Here is a 20,491-nt window from a genome sequence, read left to right as displayed (position 1 = left end):
CCGACCGGCCCGATCAGTGGCGCTGGTACTGCACCACCTGCCGGGCCCGCCGCGAGCCGGGCTTTACGGAGCGGATGGCGTTCACCTACCAGCCGGTGCCCGCCGTACCGGCTCCGGCCCGGCCGGGGCGGGCAGTTCCGCGCGGGTGAGTTCCAGCAGCCGGCCCATCCAGTTCCGGCCCCGGCCCCCGTTGTCGCCCCAGAACGGGTCGTCCATATCGTCGTAGAGGATCGCCGCGGTCCCGGTCGCGAGCAGTACGGCCGCCAGTTCGGGATGCTGGGTGAACTTCGCGAGCAGCAGCCTGCCCAGCACCGCCGTACGGGTCCGCTCCCAGTCCCCGTGGCGTACCGCCTCCTCGCCCAGGCGTTTCGCGGTGAACGGGCTGTCCGCCGCCGTGATCGCGGCGCGGGCCGCCGGATCGAGGGTGGACAGCGCCCAGTAGGCGTGCACGACCGTCGGATGGACCGTGCCCTCGTAGACGATCGGCGCCGGGTACGTGTTCCGCAGCGCGGTCTTGTCCGGAGTGTCCGAGGCCGCGGGGAAGCAGTGCGGGACATGGAGCGACGGCGGGCATGCGTCGGCGGCGGGCCCGGCGGCCGGGCCCCACCCCGCGCCGTCCGCGAAGTAGGCGATCGCCTCCTCGTAGTCCTCCCGGCCGACCTCCTCCTCCGCCACCTCGTCCGTGCCGCCGGGACCCGCCGCCAGGATCCGCAGCGGCCAGTCCTTGAGGTCCATATCGCCGAGTGCGTAGTGGCGCACGGTCTCCGGGATCGCGTAGTACGTCTCCCGGACCGCGAGCCGGTTGGCCTCCGTGCGGTCGGCCATGAAGCGGTCGACCGCGGCCAGACAGCGGTCCGTCGAGTCCGGGCGGCCGTTCAGCTCGTCGACGGTGTCGCGGACCTCGGCCAGCAGCTGCTCCGCCGTATGCCAGGTGCGGGGCGTCCCGAACGTCCACTCCGCCAGATGGTGTCCCGAGGCCCGGCCGCCCTCGGGCAGCTCCGTCGCCACCCAGCCGGAGGCCAGCTTCTGCTCGAACTCCTCCAGGGTGACCGGCTCCCACGCGTCGACGATGCCGTCCGCGTAGATGAAGAGATCGGTCAGGAAGTACCGGCCGCCGTTGTTGATGAACGCATGGCGCCAGGTGCCCGGGATGCGGCGGCCGTCCGCCTCGCGGTGGACGAGCCTCGTCTTACGGATCATCCCCGCATTCTCCCCTTCGCCCCGCCCCCGCTCCCGCCGGGGCCGGGCCCTCACCCCTCCTCGTAGTGCAGCGTCCCGTCGTCGTCCATCGTCGGGTGGAGCTTCATCGGGCCCCAGCTGTCGAGGTCGGAGGCGCGCGGGGTCTCGGGGCCGTCCGGGCCGCAGCGGATCGCGCGTTCGATGCGGCAGACCCGGTACAGGGTGTCCCCGACCCGTGCCTCGTCCGCCCGCCCCGCCGCCCTGAACTCGGCCGCCGCCAGGGCGTGCGCCGCCCGCTCGGCCGCGTTGAAGCGGTACATCACGGGCCAGAACTCGTTCATCCCGTCGAAGAGGGCCCGCCGGGCGTCGTGCGGCGACGGCAGCAGCGCGCCCCGGGGCGTCCACCGGCCGTCCGCCAGCTCCGCCAGGCTGAAACCGACGGGCAACAGGGCGATCTCGGGGTAGTGCTCGACGGCCAGTTCGGAGTCCCGGCGCACCTGGTCGGGGTAGAGGGTGCCGCTGTACGTGAAGGACCGCAGGCCCAGTTTCATCGCGCCCGCCATCAGCCCCTCCTCCCGGTCGGGGTCGATGACGAGGCCGACTTCGGGCCACCGGCGGCGGCGGTCGCTCTCCCACGCGTGGTCGTGGCCCGGGTCGGGGTCGGTGGGCCGCGGCGGCTCCATGCCCTCGTCGCCGCGGCGGGCGAACCCGTCGGCGCGGACCACCCGGTAGCGGCAGCCGAGCACCTCGACCTCGTTCACCGGCTCGTTCTCCAGGATGCCGACCGCGTCGAGGAGTCGGCGGCGCACCCGTGGATCACCGGTTTCGTCCTTGGCCCGGAACCACAGGAAGGAGTTGAGGCTGTCCCGCGCCTCCTGCGGGGTGCCGCTGGCCACCGGCCGCAGCAGCCGCCAGGTGCCGTTCTCCCCGCCGTCGCACCAGGGCTGCGCCGCGGCCCCGGGGGATTCACCGTGCCCGCCGGTGTTCTGCGCGGCGAGCCCGAACGCCGGGCCGCGCACCAGGAGATCGGGGTAGCGGTACGAGGCCTCGACGGCGTCGGCCTCGGTCACCCAGGCCGCCGGGTCGTCGAGCTTCACCAGATTCTCGTGCAGCCGGTCGATCCGTCGCTTCCAGTCATCAGGCATGCGCACATTGTTGTTGCGCCGGGGCGTGCACGCCGTGGAGCGTACGTCAACTGGCCTGAAGCGTACGGGCGGTACGAGCCGCGCTCGAACGCACGATCCCGTCGAACGGGCGGCGCGGCCACGCGTTCGAGAGGGGTTCACGCCCTTCGCGAGGCCGTCGGGGCTGCCTGCGCTGCCTGGTCCGCCTGGTCCGCCTGGTCTGTTGTCAGGGCCGTCTGCTGGGACGGGCTCAGCCGGCCGGGCCGGGCGGCCGCCGTCCAGAGCCCGGGGGCGGCCTCCCGCAGCGCCAGCGGATCGGTCAGCTCCGGATGCCGTACGGCGGTCGCCACGGCTGCCGCGACCCGTCCCTCCGGCCAGCCCAGGGCCGCCGCCAGCGTGTCCGTGGTCCGCGGGCCGCCCGCCTCGACCAGGGCCGCGAGCACGGTCAGCACCCGGTCGCCGTCGGCCGCCGGAACCGGCCCGGCATCCATATCGGCCGCGAGCCGCTGGAAGAACAGCGCGGTCTGCTGCAGCCGTGCCCCCGCGGGCGTCTCCGGGCCCAGCAGCTCCGCGCCGCGCAGCGCGGTCCCCGCCCACCGGGCGGTGGAGTCCGCGCCCGAAGTCCAGGCCGAGACCCACAGATCGTCGTCCAGGACGTACCGGTCGCGCCGCCGTCGCGCCGGGGGTCCACCGTGGTCCCGTTCGCGCCGGATCGTGCCGAGCCCCTCCAGATAGCCGACCGCCTTGGAGACGGAGGCCGGGCTGACCCGCAGCCGGTGCACCAGCTCGGCGGCCGTCAGACTCCCGGTGTCCGTGGTGAACAGCTCGGTCAGCACCCGGGCGGCCATCCGGGGCAGCCCGGTCGCCGCCATCGCCGCCGCGAACTGCTCCCAGAAGAGCCGGGCCTCCCCGGACTCCGCGCCCCGGCCGCCGCCGGACGCCGCGGCGGTACGGCTGCCGGAGCGGCGGGCCCGCCAGGCCGTGGCCCGGTGCGCATGGTCCGCGCGATAGGCCCCCGGCCCGCCGTTGCGGGCGACCTCCCGGCTCACCGTGGACGTCGGCCGCCCCAGCCGCCGCGCCGCTTCCGCGTACCCGATCCCCTCGGACAGCCAGCCCGCGATCGACCGCCGCTCGTCCTCGGTCAGTCTCCCTCCCGGCACCGGACACCACCCCTTTCCCGCCGGGCGCCAGTATGCGTTCACCCACAGCCCATTGCAACGTACGGCCGGGAAGGCCCGATGCGTTCACCGGCAAGGCCGTTGCAACAATCCGCCGCACAAGGCTGCTTGGTGCCGAATACGGACCCCTGGAAGGTGTTGACCGGGAGGGAACGCAACGTAGCTTTCAGCGCACTGTGAAGAGAAGGGCAGTGCAATGAACGAACGACAGGACTGGGAACCCGGGCAGCAGCCGCCCGTGGTCCTCGACGTCGCCGGGCTGCGGATGCGGTACGGCACCCACGACGTCCTGCACGACGTCACCTTCCGCGCCCACCGCGGGGAGGTCCTCGCCCTCCTCGGCCCCAACGGCGCGGGCAAGACCACCACGGTGGAGATCCTCGAAGGCTTCCGGGCCCGGTCCGCCGGACGGGCCGAGGTCCTCGGCACCGACCCGGCGCTCGGCGGCGAACGGTGGCGGGCCCGTACCGGGATCGTCCTCCAGTCCTGGCGCGACCACGGCAAGTGGCGGGTACGGGAACTCCTCGCCCACCTCGGCTCGTACTACGCGTCCTACGCGACCCCCGCCGTCCCCCGGCCCTGGGACGCCGACGATCTGATCGCCGCCGTCGGCCTCACCGGGGACGCGGGCCGGAAGATCCGTACCCTCTCCGGCGGCCGGCGGCGCCGCCTCGACGTCGCCGTCGGACTCGTCGGCCGCCCCGAGGTGCTCTTCCTCGACGAGCCGACCACCGGTTTCGACCCCGAGGCCCGGGCCGCGTTCCACACCCTCGTCCGGCGGCTCGCCGCCGAGCACGCCACCACGGTCCTGCTCACCACCCACGACCTCGACGAGGCGGACCGGCTCGCCGACCGGATCCTCGTCCTCGCCGGGGGCCGGATCGTCGCCGACGGCACCTCCGCCGAACTCGCCCGCCGGTACGCCGTCGAGGACGAGGTGCGGTGGACGGCGGGCGGCCGGCGGCACATCGCCGCCACCTCCGACTCCACCGCCTTCGCCCGGCGGCTGTTCCACCGCCACGGCGACGACCTCGGGGAGCTGGAGGTCCGCAGGGCGTCCCTCGCCGATACGTACACGGCCCTGGTCCGCCGCGCCGAAGAGACCGGGCAGCGGCTCCCCGGCGGGCCCGGGGGCGCCCGGTGAGCCCGGTATCCGCAGCCGCCCGCGGGCCCGCGGCGCGGCCCGGCCGCGCCGCGTTCCGCGCCGGATGGCAGCGGGGCCTGATCGAACTGCGCCAGTCCTTCACCAACGGCGCCGACCTCGTCGCCCACTTCCTCTGGCCCGTGCTGCTGCTGGCCGTCCTGCTCTTCCTGCGGGACCGCGAGTCCGGCGCCGACGGGATCCCGTTCGCCACCTTCGCCCTGCCGGGCATCTTCGGGATGAACATCGCCATGGGCATGGTCGCCATGAGCCAGATCCTGACCGCCGACCGGGAGGACGGCACCCTGCTGCGGGCCCGCGCCACCCCCTACGGCGTCCGCGGCTTCATCACCGGCAAGGTGGTCTCCGTCGGCGGCGGGCTCCTCGCCGATCTGGCGATCCTCCTCGTCCCCGGGCTGTTCCTGGTGGACGGCCTCGCGGTCGACGGCACCGGCGACCGGTTCACCCTGCTCTGGGCCCTGGTCCTCGGCATGCTGGCGACCCTGCCGGTCGGCGCCGTCCTGGGCTCCCTCGCCGGTTCCGCCCGCGCCCAGGGCCTGGTCCAGCTCCCGGTCCTGGGCATGATCGCAATCTCGGGGATCTTCCACCCCGTCACCGCACTGCCCGAATGGCTCCAGTGGACCGCCCAGGCGACCCCGGTCTACTGGCTGGGCCTGGCGATGCGCTCCGTCTTCCTGCCCGACGAGGCGGCGGCAGCCGAGATCGACGGCTCCTGGCGGCTGTGGGAGGCCGCCGGGGTACTGGGGCTCTGGGCGGCCCTGGGGCTGCTGGTGGCGCCGGTCGTACTGCGCCGGACGGCCCGCCGCGAATCGGGTTCGAACGTGGCGGAGCGCCGCGAACGCGCCCTGCGGCGGACCCTGTGAACCCCGGCGGCGGTGCCGCTACTCCGTACGCTCCCGCACATCGACGAGTGTGCCGCCCGCGTGCTCGACGAGCGCCCCGGGGTCCAGCGGGAAGACCGTGTGCGGGGTCCCGGCCGCCGCCCACACCACGTCGTGGGCGAGCAGCCCGCGGTCCGCCAGCACCCGGGTCCGGGTCAGATGCCCGAAGGGGGGCACCCCGCCGATCGCGTACCCCGTCGTCGCCCGCACGAGATCGGCGTCGGCGCGTTTGACTGTCCCGGCCCCCAGCTCGGCTCGTACCCGCTCGACGTCCACCCGCGACGCCCCGTCCATCAGCACCAGCACCGGCTCCCCGTCCGCCGCGAAGATCAGCGACTTGACGATCTCACTCGGGTCGCAGCCGATGGCGGCCGCCGCCTCGGCTGCGGTCCGGGTGGCGTCCGGGAAGCGGCGTACCGGGACGTCGAGCCCCAACTCCTTCAGCGCGGCGGCGAAACGGGGATGGGCGTCGGATGCGGTGCTGTCATGAGTGCTCATGCCCGGGCACGTTACTGGCGCCCGGACGGCGGGGGCGACCCGAATTGCCCCCGTGCCGGGGCGGGCCGCGCCGCGACCGGCGTACCCGAAGGGAACCCCGGCGGAGGACGGGACCCGCACCCGCACCACCGGCCCGGGATCCGCTCAGCGCGCGTTCAGCACGCTCGCCACCACCGGCCCCGCGGCCACCCCGCCCCGGCCGCCCGCCTGCACGACGGCCGCCGCCGACACATCCCCGGCGAACCCGGTGAACCACGAGTTGCTCTTGGCCTGGTCGCCGACCTCCGCCGAACCGGTCTTCGACCCCTTGTCGCCGCCGACCGGCGCCATCGCCTGCTTGCCCGATCCGCCGCTCGCGTCCGCCCGCATCAGCGACCGCAGCGTGTCCGCCATCGCCGGGGGCAGCGGCTCCGCCGTCGCGAAGTCCGCGTCGTTCACCGACCGCGGCACCAGCGTGGGCTGCTTGAAGGCGCCGTTCTTCACCGTCGCCGACACGGACGCCATGTTCAGCGCGTTCATCGTGATCTTCCCCTGGCCGATGTACGAAGCGGCGGTCTCCGTACCCGACGAAGCGGGCACATTGCCGTCGTGCGTCGACGCGCCCGTCTTCCAGTCCAGCCCGATGCCGAAGTACTTGCGGGCCGTATCGCCCAGGGCCGAGCTCGCGACACCCTTCTCCGTCAGCGGTTTGATCGCCTTGATGAAGGTCGTGTTGCAGGAGCGAGCGAACGCCTGCCGGAAGGTGGCGTTCGGCACCTCGAACTGCTTCAGGTTCTCGAAGGTCCGGCCGTCCCACTGCACGGTCTTCGGACACTCCACCTTGCTGTCCGCGCCGGTCACCAGACCGTGCTCCAGCATCATCGCCGCCGATACGATCTTCATCGTCGACCCGGGGGCCTGGGCGCCCATCAGCGCCGTGTTGAAGCCGCCCGCGGGCGAGTTGGCGATCGCCAGGATCTCGCCCGTACTGGGCTGGACGGCCGCCACCGACGCCTGCCCGTAGCCCTTCACCGCCTTCTCCGCCGCGGCCTGCACCCGGGCGTCGATCGTGGTCTTCAGCTTGCCCGGCTTCCCCGGGGCGAGCACCAGCAGCGTCCGGTCCGGCACGCTCTCACTCGCGGACTCCACCATCAGCTCCACGCCGGGCTTGCCGTCCGTGGCCTCGCCGAACCGCTTCCGCAGCCCGTCGACGACCGCCGCCAGCGACGGGTACTGCTCCTTCGACAGCTCCCGGCCGTTGCGGTCCACCGCCGTGATCGGCGGGGCGGACGCCGGGCCCGTGGTGAGCTTCGCGCCCTTCGTCAGCTGCGGATGGACGACGGCGGGCTGCCAGTTCACCAGCGCCCGGCCCGAGGTCTGCCCGCGTACCACCGTCAGCTGCGACCGGTACGTCAGCGGTTTGCTCACCCCTTCGTGCACCACCGTCGCCTGCACCGTGTACGGCACCGCCGCGCCCACCGCAGGCCCCGGAACGATCTCGGCGGCCGACACCTTCGCCTCCGTACGGAAGCCGGATATCAGCGCCCGCGCCTCCGCCGCGTTGTCGGTGAGCCCGGCGGCCGTCTCCGCGTCGCCCTTGGCCCAGGCGGCGAGGAAGTCCCGCGCCGTCCCGTCGATCTCCTCCGGGCTCGGCGGCCCGGTCCGCTTGGCGCTCTGCTTCCCCGTGCCGTCGCCGCTGATCCCTTCGTAGAGGTTCCAGCCTCCGTACGCGACTCCTCCGGCCACGACGAGAAACACCCCGCCGACGACGGCGGTCTTCGCTCCGCTGCGCATGCTCCGCGCCCTCCTCGAATCCCCGTTGCGTGCCCTCAGACAGTAGGCCGCAACGGAAGCCGAACGGCTGTTCTGTTACGGGGCCGGGACCAAGCATCACGCGGACCGCCGGTGATATGCGTGCCCTCTGCACCCGGTCCGGCCGAACCACCGGGGCCGGTCGGGCCGGTTACACCCAGGTGTCCAGCCACATCCGGTCCTGCCATTCGCTCATCGGGATCACCGCACCCGTGTACAGGGGGTGGAAGTAGATGAAGTTCCAGATGATCAGCAGGACGAGGACACCCGCGCCGATCGCGCCCACCGCCCGCCGGGACTCGGTCGCCCCCCGCGGCCCCAGGATCGCCCCGATCAGCATCGCCACCGCCAGACAGAGGAACGGCACGAAGACCACCGCGTAGAAGACGAAGATCGTCCGCTCCTGGTAGAAGAACCACGGCACCCAGCCCGCCGCGATGGCGCAGGCGATCGCGCCCGCCCGCCAGTCGCGCCGGAACAGCCACCGCCACAGCACGTAGACGATCGCCGCGCACCCGGCCCACCACAGCAGCGGGGTGCCGAGCGCCAGCACCTCGGAGGCGCAGTTGCCGCTGGTCTCGGCCGGACAGCCGCCGGTGCCCGGCTTCGGATCCTTGTAGTAGTACGAGACCGGGCGGCCCATCACGATCCAGCTCCACGGGTTGGACTGGTACGTATGGCCCGAGGTCAGGTTCACATGGAACTCGTACACCTCGGTCTCGTAGTGCCACAGGCTGCGCAGCCAGTCCGGGAGGAACGGCCAGGCGGTCTCCCGGCCCGGTCCCGTCGACGCCCAGTTCCGCAGATGCCCCTTGTCCGTGAAGATCCACCCGGACCAGGTGGCGATGTACGTCACCACCGCGACCGGCACCGTCGCCACGAAGGCGGGCACCAGATCGCGCCGCGCCACCGCCGCGTACGGCCGCACCGCGCCCGCCGTACGGCGCGCGCCCACGTCCCACAGGACGGTCAGCAGACCGAAGGCGGCCAGGATGTACAGACCGTTCCACTTGGTCCCGGCGGCCAGGCCCAGCATCACGCCCGCCGCGATCCGCCAGGGCCGCGCGCCGAGCCGCAGCGTCCGCGCCACCGTCGCGTCCGGCCGCAGCAGCCCGTCGGCGTCCACCGGCAGCGCCCCCGCCAGCCGGGCTCTGGCCCGGTCCCGGTCGACCAGCAGACAGCCGAAGGCCGCGACGACGAAGAACATCAGCACCAGGTCGAGCAGGGCGGTACGGCTCATCACGAAGTGCAGCCCGTCCACCGCCAGCAGCAGACCCGCCACACAGCCGAGGAACGTCGAGCGGAACAGCCGCCGGCCGATCCGGCAGATCATCAGCACCGACAGCGTGCCGAGCAGCGCCACCATGAAACGCCAGCCGAACGGCTCGAAACCGAACAGCTTCTCGCCCAGGCCGATGACCCACTTGCCGACCGGAGGATGGACCACGTACCCCGGATCGACGGGGATCGCCACCGACGACGGGTCCTGGAGGATCCGCTTGTCGACGTCCTTGGGCCAGTTGCCCTCGTACCCCTGGTTGATCAGCGCCCAGGAGTCCTTGGCGTAGTACGTCTCGTCGAATATCACCGCATGCGGCTTGCCCAGGTTCCAGAACCGGATCACCCCGGCGAACAGGGCGACCAGCAGCGGGCCCGCCCAGGCGGAGATCCGCAGCAGCGGTTCGACGCGGTGCGGGGGGACACCGAGTACCGGCCAGATCTTCGCGGACGGCCGGGCGTACGGCGGTACGAGCCGCTCCCGCAGCCCGATCACCGTCCGCGGGGTGTATCCGAAGCGCCGCAGACGCGCGGGCCAGGCGGCGGGGGGCGGCGGGTCGTCGGCCCCGCGCTTCAGGGGCGATGGCGCGGTACTGGTCACCGCGCCATCGTAGGGACATCCCCTGTGGCCGTGTCCCCGCCGCCGCACGGGACAATGAACGGGTGACTCAGAACGCCGGACCGGCCACCGGAACGACTGCCGGAACCCTCGTCCTCGCCGGGACGCCCATCGGCGACCCGGGCGACGCCCCGCCCCGCCTCGCCGCCGAGCTGCGCACCGCGGACATCGTCGCCGCCGAGGACACCCGGCGGCTGCGGCGGCTCACCCAGACCCTGGACGCCCAGCCGACGGGCCGGGTCGTCTCCTACTTCGAGGGCAACGAGGCCGCCCGCACCCCCGAGCTGGTCGAGGCGCTCACGGGCGGCGCCCGGGTGCTGCTGGTCACCGACGCGGGCATGCCGTCGGTCTCCGACCCGGGCTACCGGCTCGTCGCCGCCGCCGTCGAGGCGGACATCCGGGTGACCGCGGTCCCCGGCCCGTCCGCCGTGCTGACCGCGCTCGCGCTCTCCGGACTGCCCGTCGACCGCTTCTGCTTCGAGGGCTTCCTGCCGCGCAAGGCGGGCGAACGGCTGGCCAGGCTCCGCGAGAACGAGCAGGAGCGCCGGACCCTCGTCTACTTCGAGGCCACCCACCGCATCGAGGAGACCCTCGCCGCGATGGCCGAGGTCTTCGGCGCCGACCGGCGTGCCGCCGTCTGCCGGGAGCTGACCAAGACGTACGAGGAGGTCAAGCGCGGCGGCCTGGCCGATCTTGCGGCCTGGGCGGCGGACGGGGTACGCGGTGAGATCACGGTCGTCGTCGAGGGCGCCCCGGCCCCCGGGCCCGGCGACCTCACCCCCGCCGAGCTGGTCGCCAGGGTGCGGGCCAGGGAGGAGGCGGGGGAGCGGCGCAAGGAGGCCATCGCGGCGGTCGCCGCCGAGGCCGGGGTGCCCAAGCGCGAGGTCTTCGACGCGGTGGTGGCGGCGAAGAACGAGAACCGCTGACCGGTCCCCGGCGGTCCCCGGCGCTCCTTGACGGGCCCGGGTCCGGGGTCGGTAAAGGACTAACCTGGAAGGGCAAAGCGGGGACCGCGTCCGGGGGCTCCCCGGCATGGGAAGTCCCAAGTCCGCTCCATCTTTCGACAGGCTCTGATGCGCTCCCGCCGGAATGGGCGTCCACTGGATCAGTGGAGAGGAGCTGGCATGAGTGAGATCACCGGCGCGGCCAGGGTCCACGAGGCGTATGCCTTCGCGTGCATGCGCTGCGGACACGGCTGGGAACAGGCGTACGAGATCGAACACCACCTCGACGCGGAGGGGCGGGAGTACGTGGTCTACCGGGCCGACGGCGTCCGGGTGCCGTCCCCGCTGTCGAGCCCCACATGCGGCAATTGCGGGGGGCACGTCGTCAGGATCATGCGCGCGGGGCAGGTGTCGTCCGTGCTGGACCGGGCCGCCGGAGCGGGCCGCTCCGGCCGGGTCGTCGAAGAGCGGACGGTCCCGATCGCCGGGCCGATCGGCGCGACGGACTACCGCCTGGAGCCGGTGACGGACCCGGGCGCCCTGCCGCCGCAGCCGGACCCACCGCACCAGGAATCCCACCACTGGCATCTGTCGGATCTGCTCCACCCCTTCCGCCACCACCGCAACCGGTAGCCCGCCGGCCCGCTTGCGCCGGGGCGCCGCGGGGGCCGTGCTCCGGAGGTCCGGCTCCGTCCGCCGTCCGGAGCCGGACCGTCCCCGGCGGGGGGCGATACCGGAACCCGGACCCGGAACCCGGGCGGCCGTGGAAGGTGGTGACACCATCCGGTGGCCCCGCGCCGCCGGGTCCACCCTCCCGGCGGCCCGCCCCGGGATCCGGTTCACGGGCGCGGCGGGTCCGGACCCCCGGACCCGCCGCGCCCGGTCCACGGACCGGGCCGGACGGCCGGACGGCCGGATCGCCGTCTCGCCCGGTCCGTAGGATCGCGTCCATGAGTTCGAAGTCCGCCCCGCCGCCGCTGCCCGAGCCCCTCCGGGTCCCCGTCGCCGACTCGCACACCCACCTCGACATGCAGGAGGGCACCGTCGATGAGGCACTGGCCCGGGCGGCCGCCGTGGGAGTGACCACCGTCGTCCAGGTCGGCTGCGATATCGAGGGCTCCCGCTGGGCCGCCCGTACCGCCGCCGCGCACGACGCCGTCCACGCGGCCGTCGCCCTCCACCCCAACGAAGCCCCCCGGATCGTCCTCGGCGACCCCGGGAACGGCGGCCCGCGGCAGACCGTACGGCCCCCCGGCGGGGACGCCGCCCTCGACGCCGCACTCACCGAGATCGACGCGCTCGCGGCCCTGCCGCACGTGCTGGCCGTCGGCGAGACCGGGCTCGACTACTTCCGTACGGGCGAGGACGGCATCGCCGCCCAGGAGCGGTCCTTCCGCGCCCATATCGAGATCGCCAAGCGCCACGGCAAGGCGCTGGTCATCCACGACCGGGACGCCCACGCGGACGTCCTGCGAGTCCTGGCGGAGGAGGGCGCGCCCGAACGCACCGTCTTCCACTGCTACTCCGGCGACGCCGATATGGCGAAGGTGTGCGCGGAGGCGGGCTACTACATGTCCTTCGCGGGGAACGTCACCTTCAAGAACGCCCAGCCGCTGCGCGACGCTCTCGCCGCCGCCCCGCGCGAGCTGATCCTCGTCGAGACCGACGCGCCCTTCCTGACGCCCGCGCCGTACCGCGGACGGCCTAACGCCCCGTATCTCATTCCGGTCACGCTGCGGGCGATGGCCGTGGTGAAGGGGCTCGACGAGGACACGCTGGCAGCGGCGGTGGCGGCCAATACGGCGGAGGCCTTCGGCTACTGAAGGATCACGGACCGGTAACGCTCCGTAGCCCGTACGGGGTCGGCGCGCGCACGACTCGCCACACGGTGTGACCGGATGGCTTTGGAGAGTGATCGCGGCTCGGCTAGCGTCCCGGCGCACCACAGAGCGGGCGTCGGACGGAGCGCGTCGTGAGCGAAGAGACCAGCGCGAGCACCGGGCGGTACGGGAGCGGGGCGGCGGGCCGGGACACGTCCGGCGGCCCGGAACCGCTGCCCGGTACCTGGGCCTATGCGGTCGCGGCGGACACGGGAACCGGCGGCCGCACCCCCCGCCCCCGGACCGGCCCCTGGAGCGTGGCTACGCCTGCGGACCGGGGTGCGCCGGGATGGCCGGGCTCCGTCGAGCAGGACCGGGACGCGTTCCGGGCTGTACCGGCCTGGCCGGATCCCGGCCCGGACGCCTTCCGTGCCGCCCCCGAACGGTCGGACCCGGACCCGGACGCCTTGCGGGACGCACCGGGGCAGTACGCGCCCACCGCGGCCCCGGGGCCGGACACCGACCGGGACGGACCGGCGCCCGACGAGCCCGCACCGGCTCCCGCCCCCGCCCCCGCCCTCGCCCCGGGCCGGGGCCGGCGGCGACGGCGGCCCGCGGGGGCCCGCCCCGCCCGGACCGAGCTGCTGCGGAAGCTGCTCCCGCAGGCCCTCGTCGTCGTCTTCCTCGCGGGCGGCACCTCCGCCTTCCTCGTCAGCGACAAGGCCGTCCGCCTCACGGTCGACGGCGTACCGCGCACCCTGCACACCTTCGCCGACGACGTCGGGGAGCTGCTCGAAGCCGAGGGGGTGGCCGTCGGCGGCCACGACATCGTCGCGCCCGGCCCGGCGGCCGCACTGGCCAGCGGCGACGAGGTCGTCGTCCGGTACGGCCGGCCGATCGCCCTCACCCTCGACGGCAGCCGCCGCACGATCTGGACCACCGCGGAGACCGTGGAGGACGCGCTGCGGCAGCTCGGCGTCCGCGCGGAGGGCGCCTATCTGTCGGCGTCCCGCTCCGCCGGGATCACCCGCGCCGGGCTCGCCCTCGACGTCCGTACGGAGCGTGCGGTGACCGTCCTCGCCGACGGCCGCGCCCGCACCCTGCGGACGAACGCGGCGACGGTCGCCCAGGCCCTCGCGGAGGCGGGCATCGCGCTCCACGGCGAGGACACCGCGTCCGTACCGCTCGACGCCTTCCCGCGGGACGGCCAGACGATCACGGTGCTGCGGATCACCGGCTCGCGGCAGGTGCGGGAGGAGCCCGTCCCGTACGGCACCGTGCGCACGGCGGACCCCCGCGCCTTCGCGGGCACGGAGACCGTCGTCCAGCAGGGCCGCCCGGGCACCCGGAGGGTGACGTACGCCCTGCGGACGGTGAACGGCGTCCGCGAGAAGCCGCGGAAGGTCGCGGAGGAGCTGGTACGCCGCCCGGTCACCCAGCGCATCCGCTACGGCACCCGCCCCCTGCCCCGGTCGGTCGCGGGCACCGACGGTCTCAACTGGTCCGCCCTCGCCCGCTGCGAGTCCGGCGGCCGCCCGGACGCGGTCGACCCCTCGGGCACCTACGGCGGCCTCTACCAGTTCGACCCCTTCACCTGGCGCTCCCTGGGCGGCCGGGGCCGCCCCCAGGACGCCCCGGCGTCGGAGCAGACCTTCCGCGCCAAGAAGCTCTACGTCCAACGCGGCGCGGCCCCCTGGCCGCACTGCGGCCGTCGGCTGTAGGGGGTGTATTTCCATCTCAAGTTACTAAGGGTTTTGTTAAACTGGAGCCATGGATACCCCCCGAATCCCGGTGAAGGGCCCATCCGGCCCGTCTCGGTCTCGCTTCACGAAGGCACAATCGCAGCGCTCAAGGCCCGAACCGGCAGGCGAGGCATGTCCGCCTATGTCGAGGCCCTGGTGCAGCGTCAACTGGAACGTGAACGGCTTCGCGAACTCATCGAAGACGCCGAAGCAGTCAACGGGCCGCTCGACCCGGCGGCAGTCGAGGCCAAACGGGCCATCCTCCGCGGCGAGTCGAGTGCCTCGGCAGACGCAGCGTGAGCGGCACGGTCATCCTCGATTGCGAGGGTCTTTCCCAGATGGTCCAGCGTGCGCCCGGACTCATGGAGTGGCTGGGTGCCGCCCAAGCGGAAGACATACGCGTCGTCATCAGTTCGGTGACGCTCGTCGAAGCCCGAGACCCCAGGACGCATCAGGCCCGGTTCGATTACGCAGTCTCCCGAGCGAACGTGGTTCCGCCCACCGAAACCATCGCCCGCCACGCGAGCAAGCTTCTCGCTGATGCCGGGCTGCACGGACACAAGTACGCGATCGACGCCATCGTCGCCGCAACGGCATTGGCGTCGCCGCCTCCGGTGACGGTTCTCACCTCCGACCCCGAGGACCTGTCGGCCTTGTGCGGCCCCGGCGTCTGTGTGGTCAAGATCTGAAGGGCGCGTGGGCCCGCCCCGGCGGGACGGGTCCGCCCCCGTGGAGGCTTAGGCTGTAGCGGTGAGCAGCACTGAGCCCGACGCCCCCGACAGCACCGACGGAATCGGCGATTCCGGCGTCTCCGGAGACTCCGGGGCGGCCGGGAGCCCCGATGCCCTTCTCGGGCCCGCCGACATCCGCGAACTGGCGGCCGCGCTCGGTGTGCGGCCCACCAAGCAGCGCGGGCAGAACTTCGTCATCGACGCGAACACCGTCCGCCGGATCGTCCGCACCGCGGGCGTCCGGCCCGACGACACCGTCGTCGAGGTCGGCCCCGGGCTCGGCTCCCTCACCCTCGCCCTGCTGGAGGCCGCCGAGCAGGTCGTCGCCGTCGAGATCGACGACGTGCTGGCCGCCGCCCTGCCGGCCACGATCCTGGCCCGGATGCCGGAGCGGGCCCCCCGCTTCTCGCTGGTGCACTCCGACGCCATGCTCGTGGACGAGCTGCCCGGGCCGCCGCCCACCGCGCTCGTCGCCAACCTCCCGTACAACGTCGCCGTACCCGTACTGCTGCATATGCTCGACCGCTTCCCGACCATCGAGCGGACCCTCGTCATGGTGCAGGCGGAGGTGGCCGACCGGCTCGCCGCCGATCCGGGGAACAAGGTGTACGGGGTGCCCTCCGTCAAGGCCAACTGGTACGCCGACGTCAAGCGCGCCGGGGCGATCGGCCGGAACGTCTTCTGGCCCGCGCCCAACGTCGACTCCGGACTCGTCTCCCTGGTCCGCCGGGAGCCCCCGAAGACGACCGCGACCAAACGCGAGGTCTTCGCCGTCGTCGACGCGGCCTTCGCGCAGCGCCGCAAGACCCTGCGCGCCGCCCTCGCGGGCTGGGCCGGCTCCCCGGCGCTCGCCGAGCGGGCCCTGGTCGCGGCGGGCGTCTCGCCGCAGGCCCGCGGCGAAGCCCTGACGGTCGAGGAGTTCGCCCGGATCGCCGAGGCCAAGCCCGCCGGAGTGACCGCATGAGCCCCGCAGGGTCCGTCACCGTCCGCGTCCCCGCGAAGGTCAACGTCCGGCTCGCCGTCGGCGCCGCCCGCCCGGACGGCTTCCACGACCTGGCCAACGTCTTCCTCGCCGTCTCCCTCTTCGACGAGGTCACCGCGCGTCCCGCCGACACCCTCACCGTCACCTGCGAGGGCCCCGGCGCCGACCAGGTGCCCCTGGACCGCACCAACCTCGCCGCCCGGGCCGCCCTGCTGCTCGCCGCCCGCCACGGCATCGAGCCCGCCGTCCACCTCCACATCGCCAAGGACATCCCCGTCGCGGGCGGTATGGCGGGCGGCAGCGCCGACGGCGCGGGCGCCCTGCTCGCCTGCGACGCCCTGTGGGGTCTGGACTCCCCCCGCGCCGAACTCCTCGACATCTGCGCCGAACTCGGCTCCGACGTCCCCTTCAGCCTCGTCGGCGGGGCCGCCCTGGGCACCGGCCGCGGCGAGCGGCTCACCCCGCTCGACACCGGCGGCACCTTCCACTGGGTGTTCGCGCTCGCCGACGGCGGACTGTCGACCCCGGCGGTCTACGGCGAGTTCGACCGGCTCACCGCCGGGACGGACGTCCCCGCCCCCGAGGCGTCCCCGGCCCTGCTCGCCGCCCTGCGCTCGGGCGACGCCCCCGCGCTGGCCGCCGTGCTCGCCAACGACCTCCAGCCAGCGGCGCTCTCACTCCGCCCGGCGCTGCGCGCGACGCTCGACGCGGGCCTGGGGGCGGGCGCCCTCGCCGGAATCGTCTCCGGTTCCGGACCGACGACCGCGTTCCTGGTGAAGGACGAGGAGTCGGCCGTATCCGTGGCCGCCGTACTGGAGGCCTCCGGCACCTGCCGTACGGCCCGTACGGCCTCGTCGCCCGCGCCGGGAGCAACCGTCCGCTGACCCCGGGCCGCCCCGGAACCGGCCCCGGCAGCCTCCGGACGCGGTACACCCTCCGGACGTGCGTGCGTCCATGGGCCGTACCGCGCCGGAATCTTTTCGGGTGATCGGCGCGGCGCGCCCGGTGTGGGGTGCCGTCAGCACCCGCCGCCCCGTGGTCGATTGGGCCCGAGCCCCGTTCCGATGACCGGGCTCGGAGAGGAACTCATGAAGAGCATCCTGGGCAAGGCGCTGGTGACCGCCGGTGCCGCACTGGCCCTGGCAGCCGTCGCGGCCCCCGCGCAGGCGCACGAGCCCGTGACCGCGGGCGGCGGCGGCCAGTACGTCGCCTCCGGCGAGCCGCACAACATCTTCGCGGCGGGCGAGGTGTACGGCTTCGCGGAGACGGCGCACTCCTACGCCTCGGGCCTCGCCTTCGGCTGGGCCACGGACACCACGTCCGGCGGCGGTTTCGAAGGCGTCGCGGGCACCCGCTGACCGCGGGCGCCGTTGCGCACAGGAGGGGCTCCACCGGCCTGCCGGGCCGGTGGAGCCCCTCCGCATGTCCGGCCCCGGGCCGCCAACGGTTAGCATCCGAACGCATCACCCTTGATGAGTGGAGAGTTCATTGGTGCGTCAACCACGCGTCGGCGTCGCGATTCTGACCATGGGCAACCGCCCCGCCGAACTGGGGGAGCTGCTCGAATCGGTCGCGAAGCAGGACACCCCCGCGAGCCGGATCGTGGTCGTCGGCAACGGCGTGTCCCTGCCGCCGCTCCCCGACGGGGTCACCGGCGTCGAACTGCCCGAGAACCTCGGTGTCACCGGCGGACGCAACGCGGCCATCGCGAAACTGCGCGAACTGGGGGACGTCGACATCCTCGTCGACCTCGACGACGACGGGCTGCTGATCGACACCGACGTCTTCACCACGCTGGTCGGGCTGTACGAGAAGGACGAGGCCCTCGGCGTCGTGAGCTTCCGGATCGCCGACGAGCAGGGCCGCACCGCCCGCCGTCACGTCCCGCGGCTGCGGGCGAGCGACCCGATGCGCCGCGGCTATGTCACTACCTTCCTCGGCGGCGGCCACGGCATCTCCATGAAGATGCTCGACGAGACCGGCGACTGGCCCGACGCGTTCTTCTACGCCCACGAGGAGACCGACCTCGCCTGGCGGGCCCTCGACCACGGCTGGAAGATCCTCTACGAGCCCGCTCTGGTCCTCCGGCACCCCTGGACCTCGCCCACCCGGCACGCCGTCTTCCACCGCATGGTGGCCCGCAACCGGGTCTGGCTGGCCAAACGCCACCTCCCGGCCCTGCTGGTCCCGCTCTATCTGGGTGTGTGGACCGCGCTGACGCTGCTGCGGACCCGGTCCGCGAGCGGTCTGCGGGCCTGGTTCGGCGGCTTCGCCGAAGGCGTCAGGACGCCCTGCCCGCCGCGCCGCCCGATGCGCTGGCGGACCGTGTGGCGCATGACCCGGCTGGGCCGCCCCCCGGTGATCTGAGCCCGCCCCCTCCGGGGACCGGCCCGGCCGCCGGTCCCCGGCCCGGAGGCCCCTGCCCGCGGCGCCGACCGGCCGCCGCGGGGGCCGCCGCGGCCCGACTACCCTGGTAGGTCGATCCACCCGCCCCTACTCGGGAGAAAAATGGCCGTCAATCTGGTCAATGTCGAGGCAGTCAGCAAGGTGTACGGAACGCGTGCCCTGCTCGACTCCGTGTCCCTCGGCGTCTCCGAAGGGGACCGCATCGGTGTCGTCGGGCGCAACGGCGACGGCAAGACCACCCTCATCCGGCTGCTGGCCAAACTGGAGGAGCCCGACAGCGGCCGGGTCACCCAGAGCGGCGGGCTGCGGACCGGGGTCCTCACCCAGCACGACTCCCTCGACCCGGCGGCCACCGTCCGCCACGAGGTCATCGGCGATCTCGCCGACCACGAGTGGGCCGGCAGCGCCCGGATCCGCGACGTCCTCACCGGCCTGTTCGGCGGTCTGTCGCTGCCCGGGTTCCCCGAGGGCCTCGACACCGTCATCGGCCCGCTCTCCGGCGGTGAGCGCCGCCGGATCGCACTGGCCAAGCTGCTCATCGACGAGCAGGACCTGATCGTCCTCGACGAGCCCACCAACCACCTCGACGTCGAGGGCATCGCGTGGCTCGCCGAGCATCTGCGGAACCGCCGCTCCGCCCTGGTCTGCGTCACCCACGACCGCTGGTTCCTCGACCAGGTCTGCACCCGGATGTGGGATGTGCAGCGCGGCGCGGTCTACGAGTACGAGGGCGGCTACAGCGACTACGTCTTCGCCCGGGCCGAGCGGGAGCGGATCGCCGCCACCGAGGAGGCCAAGCGGCAGAACCTGATGCGCAAGGAGCTGGCGTGGCTGCGGCGCGGCGCCCCCGCCCGTACCTCCAAGCCCCGCTACCGCATCGAGGCCGCCAACGAGCTGATCGCGGACGTACCGCCGCCGCGGGACACCAGTGAGCTGATGAAGTTCGCGTCCGCCCGGCTCGGGAAGACCGTCTTCGATCTGGAGGACGTGACCGTCCAGGCCGGGCCGAAGGTACTGCTGAAGCATCTGACCTGGCAGCTCGGCCCCGGCGACCGGATCGGTCTGGTCGGGGTGAACGGCGCCGGGAAGACGTCCCTGCTGCGGGCGCTCGCGGAGGCCGCCGAGACCGACGGCGAGGCACAGCCCGCCGCCGGGCGGGTCACGGTCGGCAAAACGGTACGCCTGGCCTATCTCTCCCAGGACGTCACCGAGCTGCCCGCCCAGCTGCGGGTCCTGGAGGCCGTCCAGCAGATCCGGGACCGTGTCGACCTCGGCAAGGGCCGGGAGATGACCGCGGGGCAGCTGTGCGAGCAGTTCGGCTTTGTGAAGGAGAAGCAGTGGACGCCGGTGGGCGACCTCTCCGGCGGTGAGCGCCGCCGGCTCCAGCTGCTGCGGCTGCTGATGGCCGAGCCGAACGTCCTCTTCCTCGACGAGCCGACCAACGACCTCGACATCGAGACCCTCACCCAGCTGGAGGACCTCCTCGACGGCTGGCCCGGGTCGATGGTGGTCATCTCGCACGACCGGTTCTTCGTCGAGCGGACCACGGACCGGGTGCTGGCCCTGCTCGGGGACAAGACCCTGCGGATGCTGCCGCGCGGTATCGACGAGTACCTGGAGCGGCGGCGCGACGCCGTCGAGTCCGCCGCCCCGGCGCCCGCCCCCGCGAAGTCCGCCGCCGCGGCACCGGAGACGAAGACCCGGTCGGCCGGTGAGCTGCGGGCCGCGCAGAAGGAGCTGCAGCGCATCGAGCGGCAGCTCGACAAGCTCGCGGAGAAGGAGAAGGCGGTCCACGACGAGATCGCCGCCAACGCCACCGACTTCGAACGGGTCGCGGGGCTCGACGCCGAACTGCGGGCCCTCGCCGGGCAGCGGGAGGAACTGGAAGGCCGCTGGATGGAGTTGGCCGAGGACGTCTGAGCCGCGCCCGCCGCCCCCGGGCCGGGGAGGCCCGGCCGCGGTCTTCATCACGGCGCCGTCACAAGCCGGTCGGCCCAGTGACGGGGGCGGACCGGCCCCTTTCGGGAACTGACCCGAGTGATAGAAAGAGGCTCCGCTCGACTGCCGCGAAGCCGCGGCTCCAGGTTCGGAACGCTCCTTCCGGGACACGGGCGCCGGCCGTCGGCGCGCCGTGCGCGTCCCGGAATCACGGGGGA

General features: G+C 73.6%; 19 protein-coding genes. 13 read left to right on the top strand and 6 right to left on the bottom strand.

Annotation, left to right across the window (positions count from 1 at the left end):
- Positions 1-81: 81 nt before the first annotated feature.
- From B7R87_RS11935 to B7R87_RS11925, 3 genes are all read right to left on the bottom strand, one after another.
- On the bottom strand, positions 82-1,200 hold the full coding sequence (locus tag B7R87_RS11935) for an NADAR family protein (RefSeq protein WP_006348766.1): 1,119 nt from the start codon (positions 1,198-1,200) through the stop codon (positions 82-84).
- A gap of 50 nt (positions 1,201-1,250) precedes the next feature.
- A complete protein-coding gene (locus B7R87_RS11930) occupies positions 1,251-2,324 on the bottom strand; it encodes a DUF5954 family protein (protein WP_006348767.1) in 1,074 nt (357 codons plus the stop codon).
- A 137-nt stretch (positions 2,325-2,461) separates the two neighbouring features.
- The gene (locus tag B7R87_RS11925) at positions 2,462-3,463 is read right to left on the bottom strand and encodes a GbsR/MarR family transcriptional regulator (RefSeq protein WP_130585060.1); all 1,002 of its coding nucleotides are present in this window, start codon (positions 3,461-3,463) and stop codon (positions 2,462-2,464) included.
- A gap of 214 nt (positions 3,464-3,677) precedes the next feature.
- Here B7R87_RS11925 and B7R87_RS11920 point away from each other — a divergent pair, with 214 nt between their 5' ends.
- Together B7R87_RS11920 and B7R87_RS11915 are read left to right on the top strand one after the other, a co-directional pair.
- Complete coding sequence (locus B7R87_RS11920; protein ID WP_130585059.1) at positions 3,678-4,625, top strand: ABC transporter ATP-binding protein; 948 nt, start codon at positions 3,678-3,680, stop codon at positions 4,623-4,625.
- The gene (locus B7R87_RS11915; RefSeq protein ID WP_130585058.1) at positions 4,622-5,506 is read left to right on the top strand and encodes an ABC transporter permease; all 885 of its coding nucleotides are present in this window, start codon (positions 4,622-4,624) and stop codon (positions 5,504-5,506) included. Before B7R87_RS11920 ends, B7R87_RS11915 begins: the two co-directional genes overlap by 4 nt.
- A gap of 18 nt (positions 5,507-5,524) precedes the next feature.
- Here B7R87_RS11915 and B7R87_RS11910 read toward each other — a convergent pair whose 3' ends face one another.
- From B7R87_RS11910 to B7R87_RS11900, 3 genes are all read right to left on the bottom strand, one after another.
- Positions 5,525-6,022 carry a YbaK/EbsC family protein gene (locus B7R87_RS11910; RefSeq protein ID WP_006348772.1) on the bottom strand — a complete coding sequence of 166 codons (498 nt, stop codon included), beginning with the start codon at positions 6,020-6,022 and terminating at the stop codon, positions 5,525-5,527.
- 144 nt (positions 6,023-6,166) lie between these two features.
- Positions 6,167-7,795, bottom strand: coding sequence for a penicillin-binding transpeptidase domain-containing protein (locus B7R87_RS11905; RefSeq protein WP_006348773.1), 1,629 nt, complete (start codon positions 7,793-7,795; stop codon positions 6,167-6,169).
- 169 nt (positions 7,796-7,964) lie between these two features.
- On the bottom strand, positions 7,965-9,692 hold the full coding sequence (locus B7R87_RS11900) for a dolichyl-phosphate-mannose--protein mannosyltransferase (RefSeq protein WP_130585057.1): 1,728 nt from the start codon (positions 9,690-9,692) through the stop codon (positions 7,965-7,967).
- Positions 9,693-9,754: 62 nt separating this feature from the next.
- Here B7R87_RS11900 and rsmI point away from each other — a divergent pair, with 62 nt between their 5' ends.
- The 11 genes from rsmI to B7R87_RS11845 all read left to right on the top strand — a co-directional run bounded on the left by rsmI (position 9,755) and on the right by B7R87_RS11845 (position 20,255).
- Positions 9,755-10,636: a 16S rRNA (cytidine(1402)-2'-O)-methyltransferase gene (gene rsmI, locus B7R87_RS11895; RefSeq protein ID WP_006348776.1), complete on the top strand. Its 882-nt coding sequence runs from the start codon at positions 9,755-9,757 to the stop codon at positions 10,634-10,636.
- A 198-nt stretch (positions 10,637-10,834) separates the two neighbouring features.
- Positions 10,835-11,287: a hypothetical protein gene (locus B7R87_RS11890; RefSeq protein WP_006348777.1), complete on the top strand. Its 453-nt coding sequence runs from the start codon at positions 10,835-10,837 to the stop codon at positions 11,285-11,287.
- Between the two features lie 317 nt (positions 11,288-11,604).
- Complete coding sequence (locus B7R87_RS11885) at positions 11,605-12,477, top strand: TatD family hydrolase (RefSeq protein ID WP_006348779.1); 873 nt, start codon at positions 11,605-11,607, stop codon at positions 12,475-12,477.
- Between the two features lie 464 nt (positions 12,478-12,941).
- Complete coding sequence (locus tag B7R87_RS11880; RefSeq protein ID WP_157997840.1) at positions 12,942-14,195, top strand: ubiquitin-like domain-containing protein; 1,254 nt, start codon at positions 12,942-12,944, stop codon at positions 14,193-14,195.
- Between the two features lie 153 nt (positions 14,196-14,348).
- Entirely contained in the window at positions 14,349-14,516 is a 168-nt protein-coding gene (locus B7R87_RS34390; protein ID WP_006348783.1) for a hypothetical protein, read from the top strand.
- Positions 14,513-14,905 carry a type II toxin-antitoxin system VapC family toxin gene (locus B7R87_RS11870; RefSeq protein ID WP_006348784.1) on the top strand — a complete coding sequence of 131 codons (393 nt, stop codon included), beginning with the start codon at positions 14,513-14,515 and terminating at the stop codon, positions 14,903-14,905. Before B7R87_RS34390 ends, B7R87_RS11870 begins: the two co-directional genes overlap by 4 nt.
- 103 nt (positions 14,906-15,008) lie before the next feature.
- A complete protein-coding gene (rsmA, locus tag B7R87_RS11865) occupies positions 15,009-15,911 on the top strand; it encodes a 16S rRNA (adenine(1518)-N(6)/adenine(1519)-N(6))-dimethyltransferase RsmA (RefSeq protein ID WP_130585110.1) in 903 nt (300 codons plus the stop codon).
- A complete protein-coding gene (locus tag B7R87_RS11860) occupies positions 15,908-16,813 on the top strand; it encodes a 4-(cytidine 5'-diphospho)-2-C-methyl-D-erythritol kinase (protein WP_006348786.1) in 906 nt (301 codons plus the stop codon). The genes rsmA and B7R87_RS11860 overlap by 4 nt, the downstream gene beginning before the upstream one ends.
- Positions 16,814-17,017: 204 nt before the next feature.
- Positions 17,018-17,287, top strand: a complete 270-nt coding sequence (locus B7R87_RS11855; RefSeq protein WP_130585056.1) for a hypothetical protein — start codon at positions 17,018-17,020, stop codon at positions 17,285-17,287.
- A gap of 133 nt (positions 17,288-17,420) precedes the next feature.
- On the top strand, positions 17,421-18,296 hold the full coding sequence (locus tag B7R87_RS11850) for a glycosyltransferase family 2 protein (protein ID WP_040916011.1): 876 nt from the start codon (positions 17,421-17,423) through the stop codon (positions 18,294-18,296).
- Positions 18,297-18,437: 141 nt separating this feature from the next.
- Positions 18,438-20,255 carry an ABC-F family ATP-binding cassette domain-containing protein gene (locus tag B7R87_RS11845; RefSeq protein ID WP_006348789.1) on the top strand — a complete coding sequence of 606 codons (1,818 nt, stop codon included), beginning with the start codon at positions 18,438-18,440 and terminating at the stop codon, positions 20,253-20,255.
- Positions 20,256-20,491 lie beyond the last annotated feature (236 nt).

The sequence above is a fragment of the Streptomyces tsukubensis genome, assembly GCF_003932715.1.
Taxonomy (GTDB): Bacteria; Actinomycetota; Actinomycetes; order Streptomycetales; family Streptomycetaceae; genus Streptomyces; species Streptomyces tsukubensis.
The sequence above is the reverse complement of the archived record's forward strand: the minus strand, read 5'-3'. Positions and strand labels throughout refer to the sequence as shown.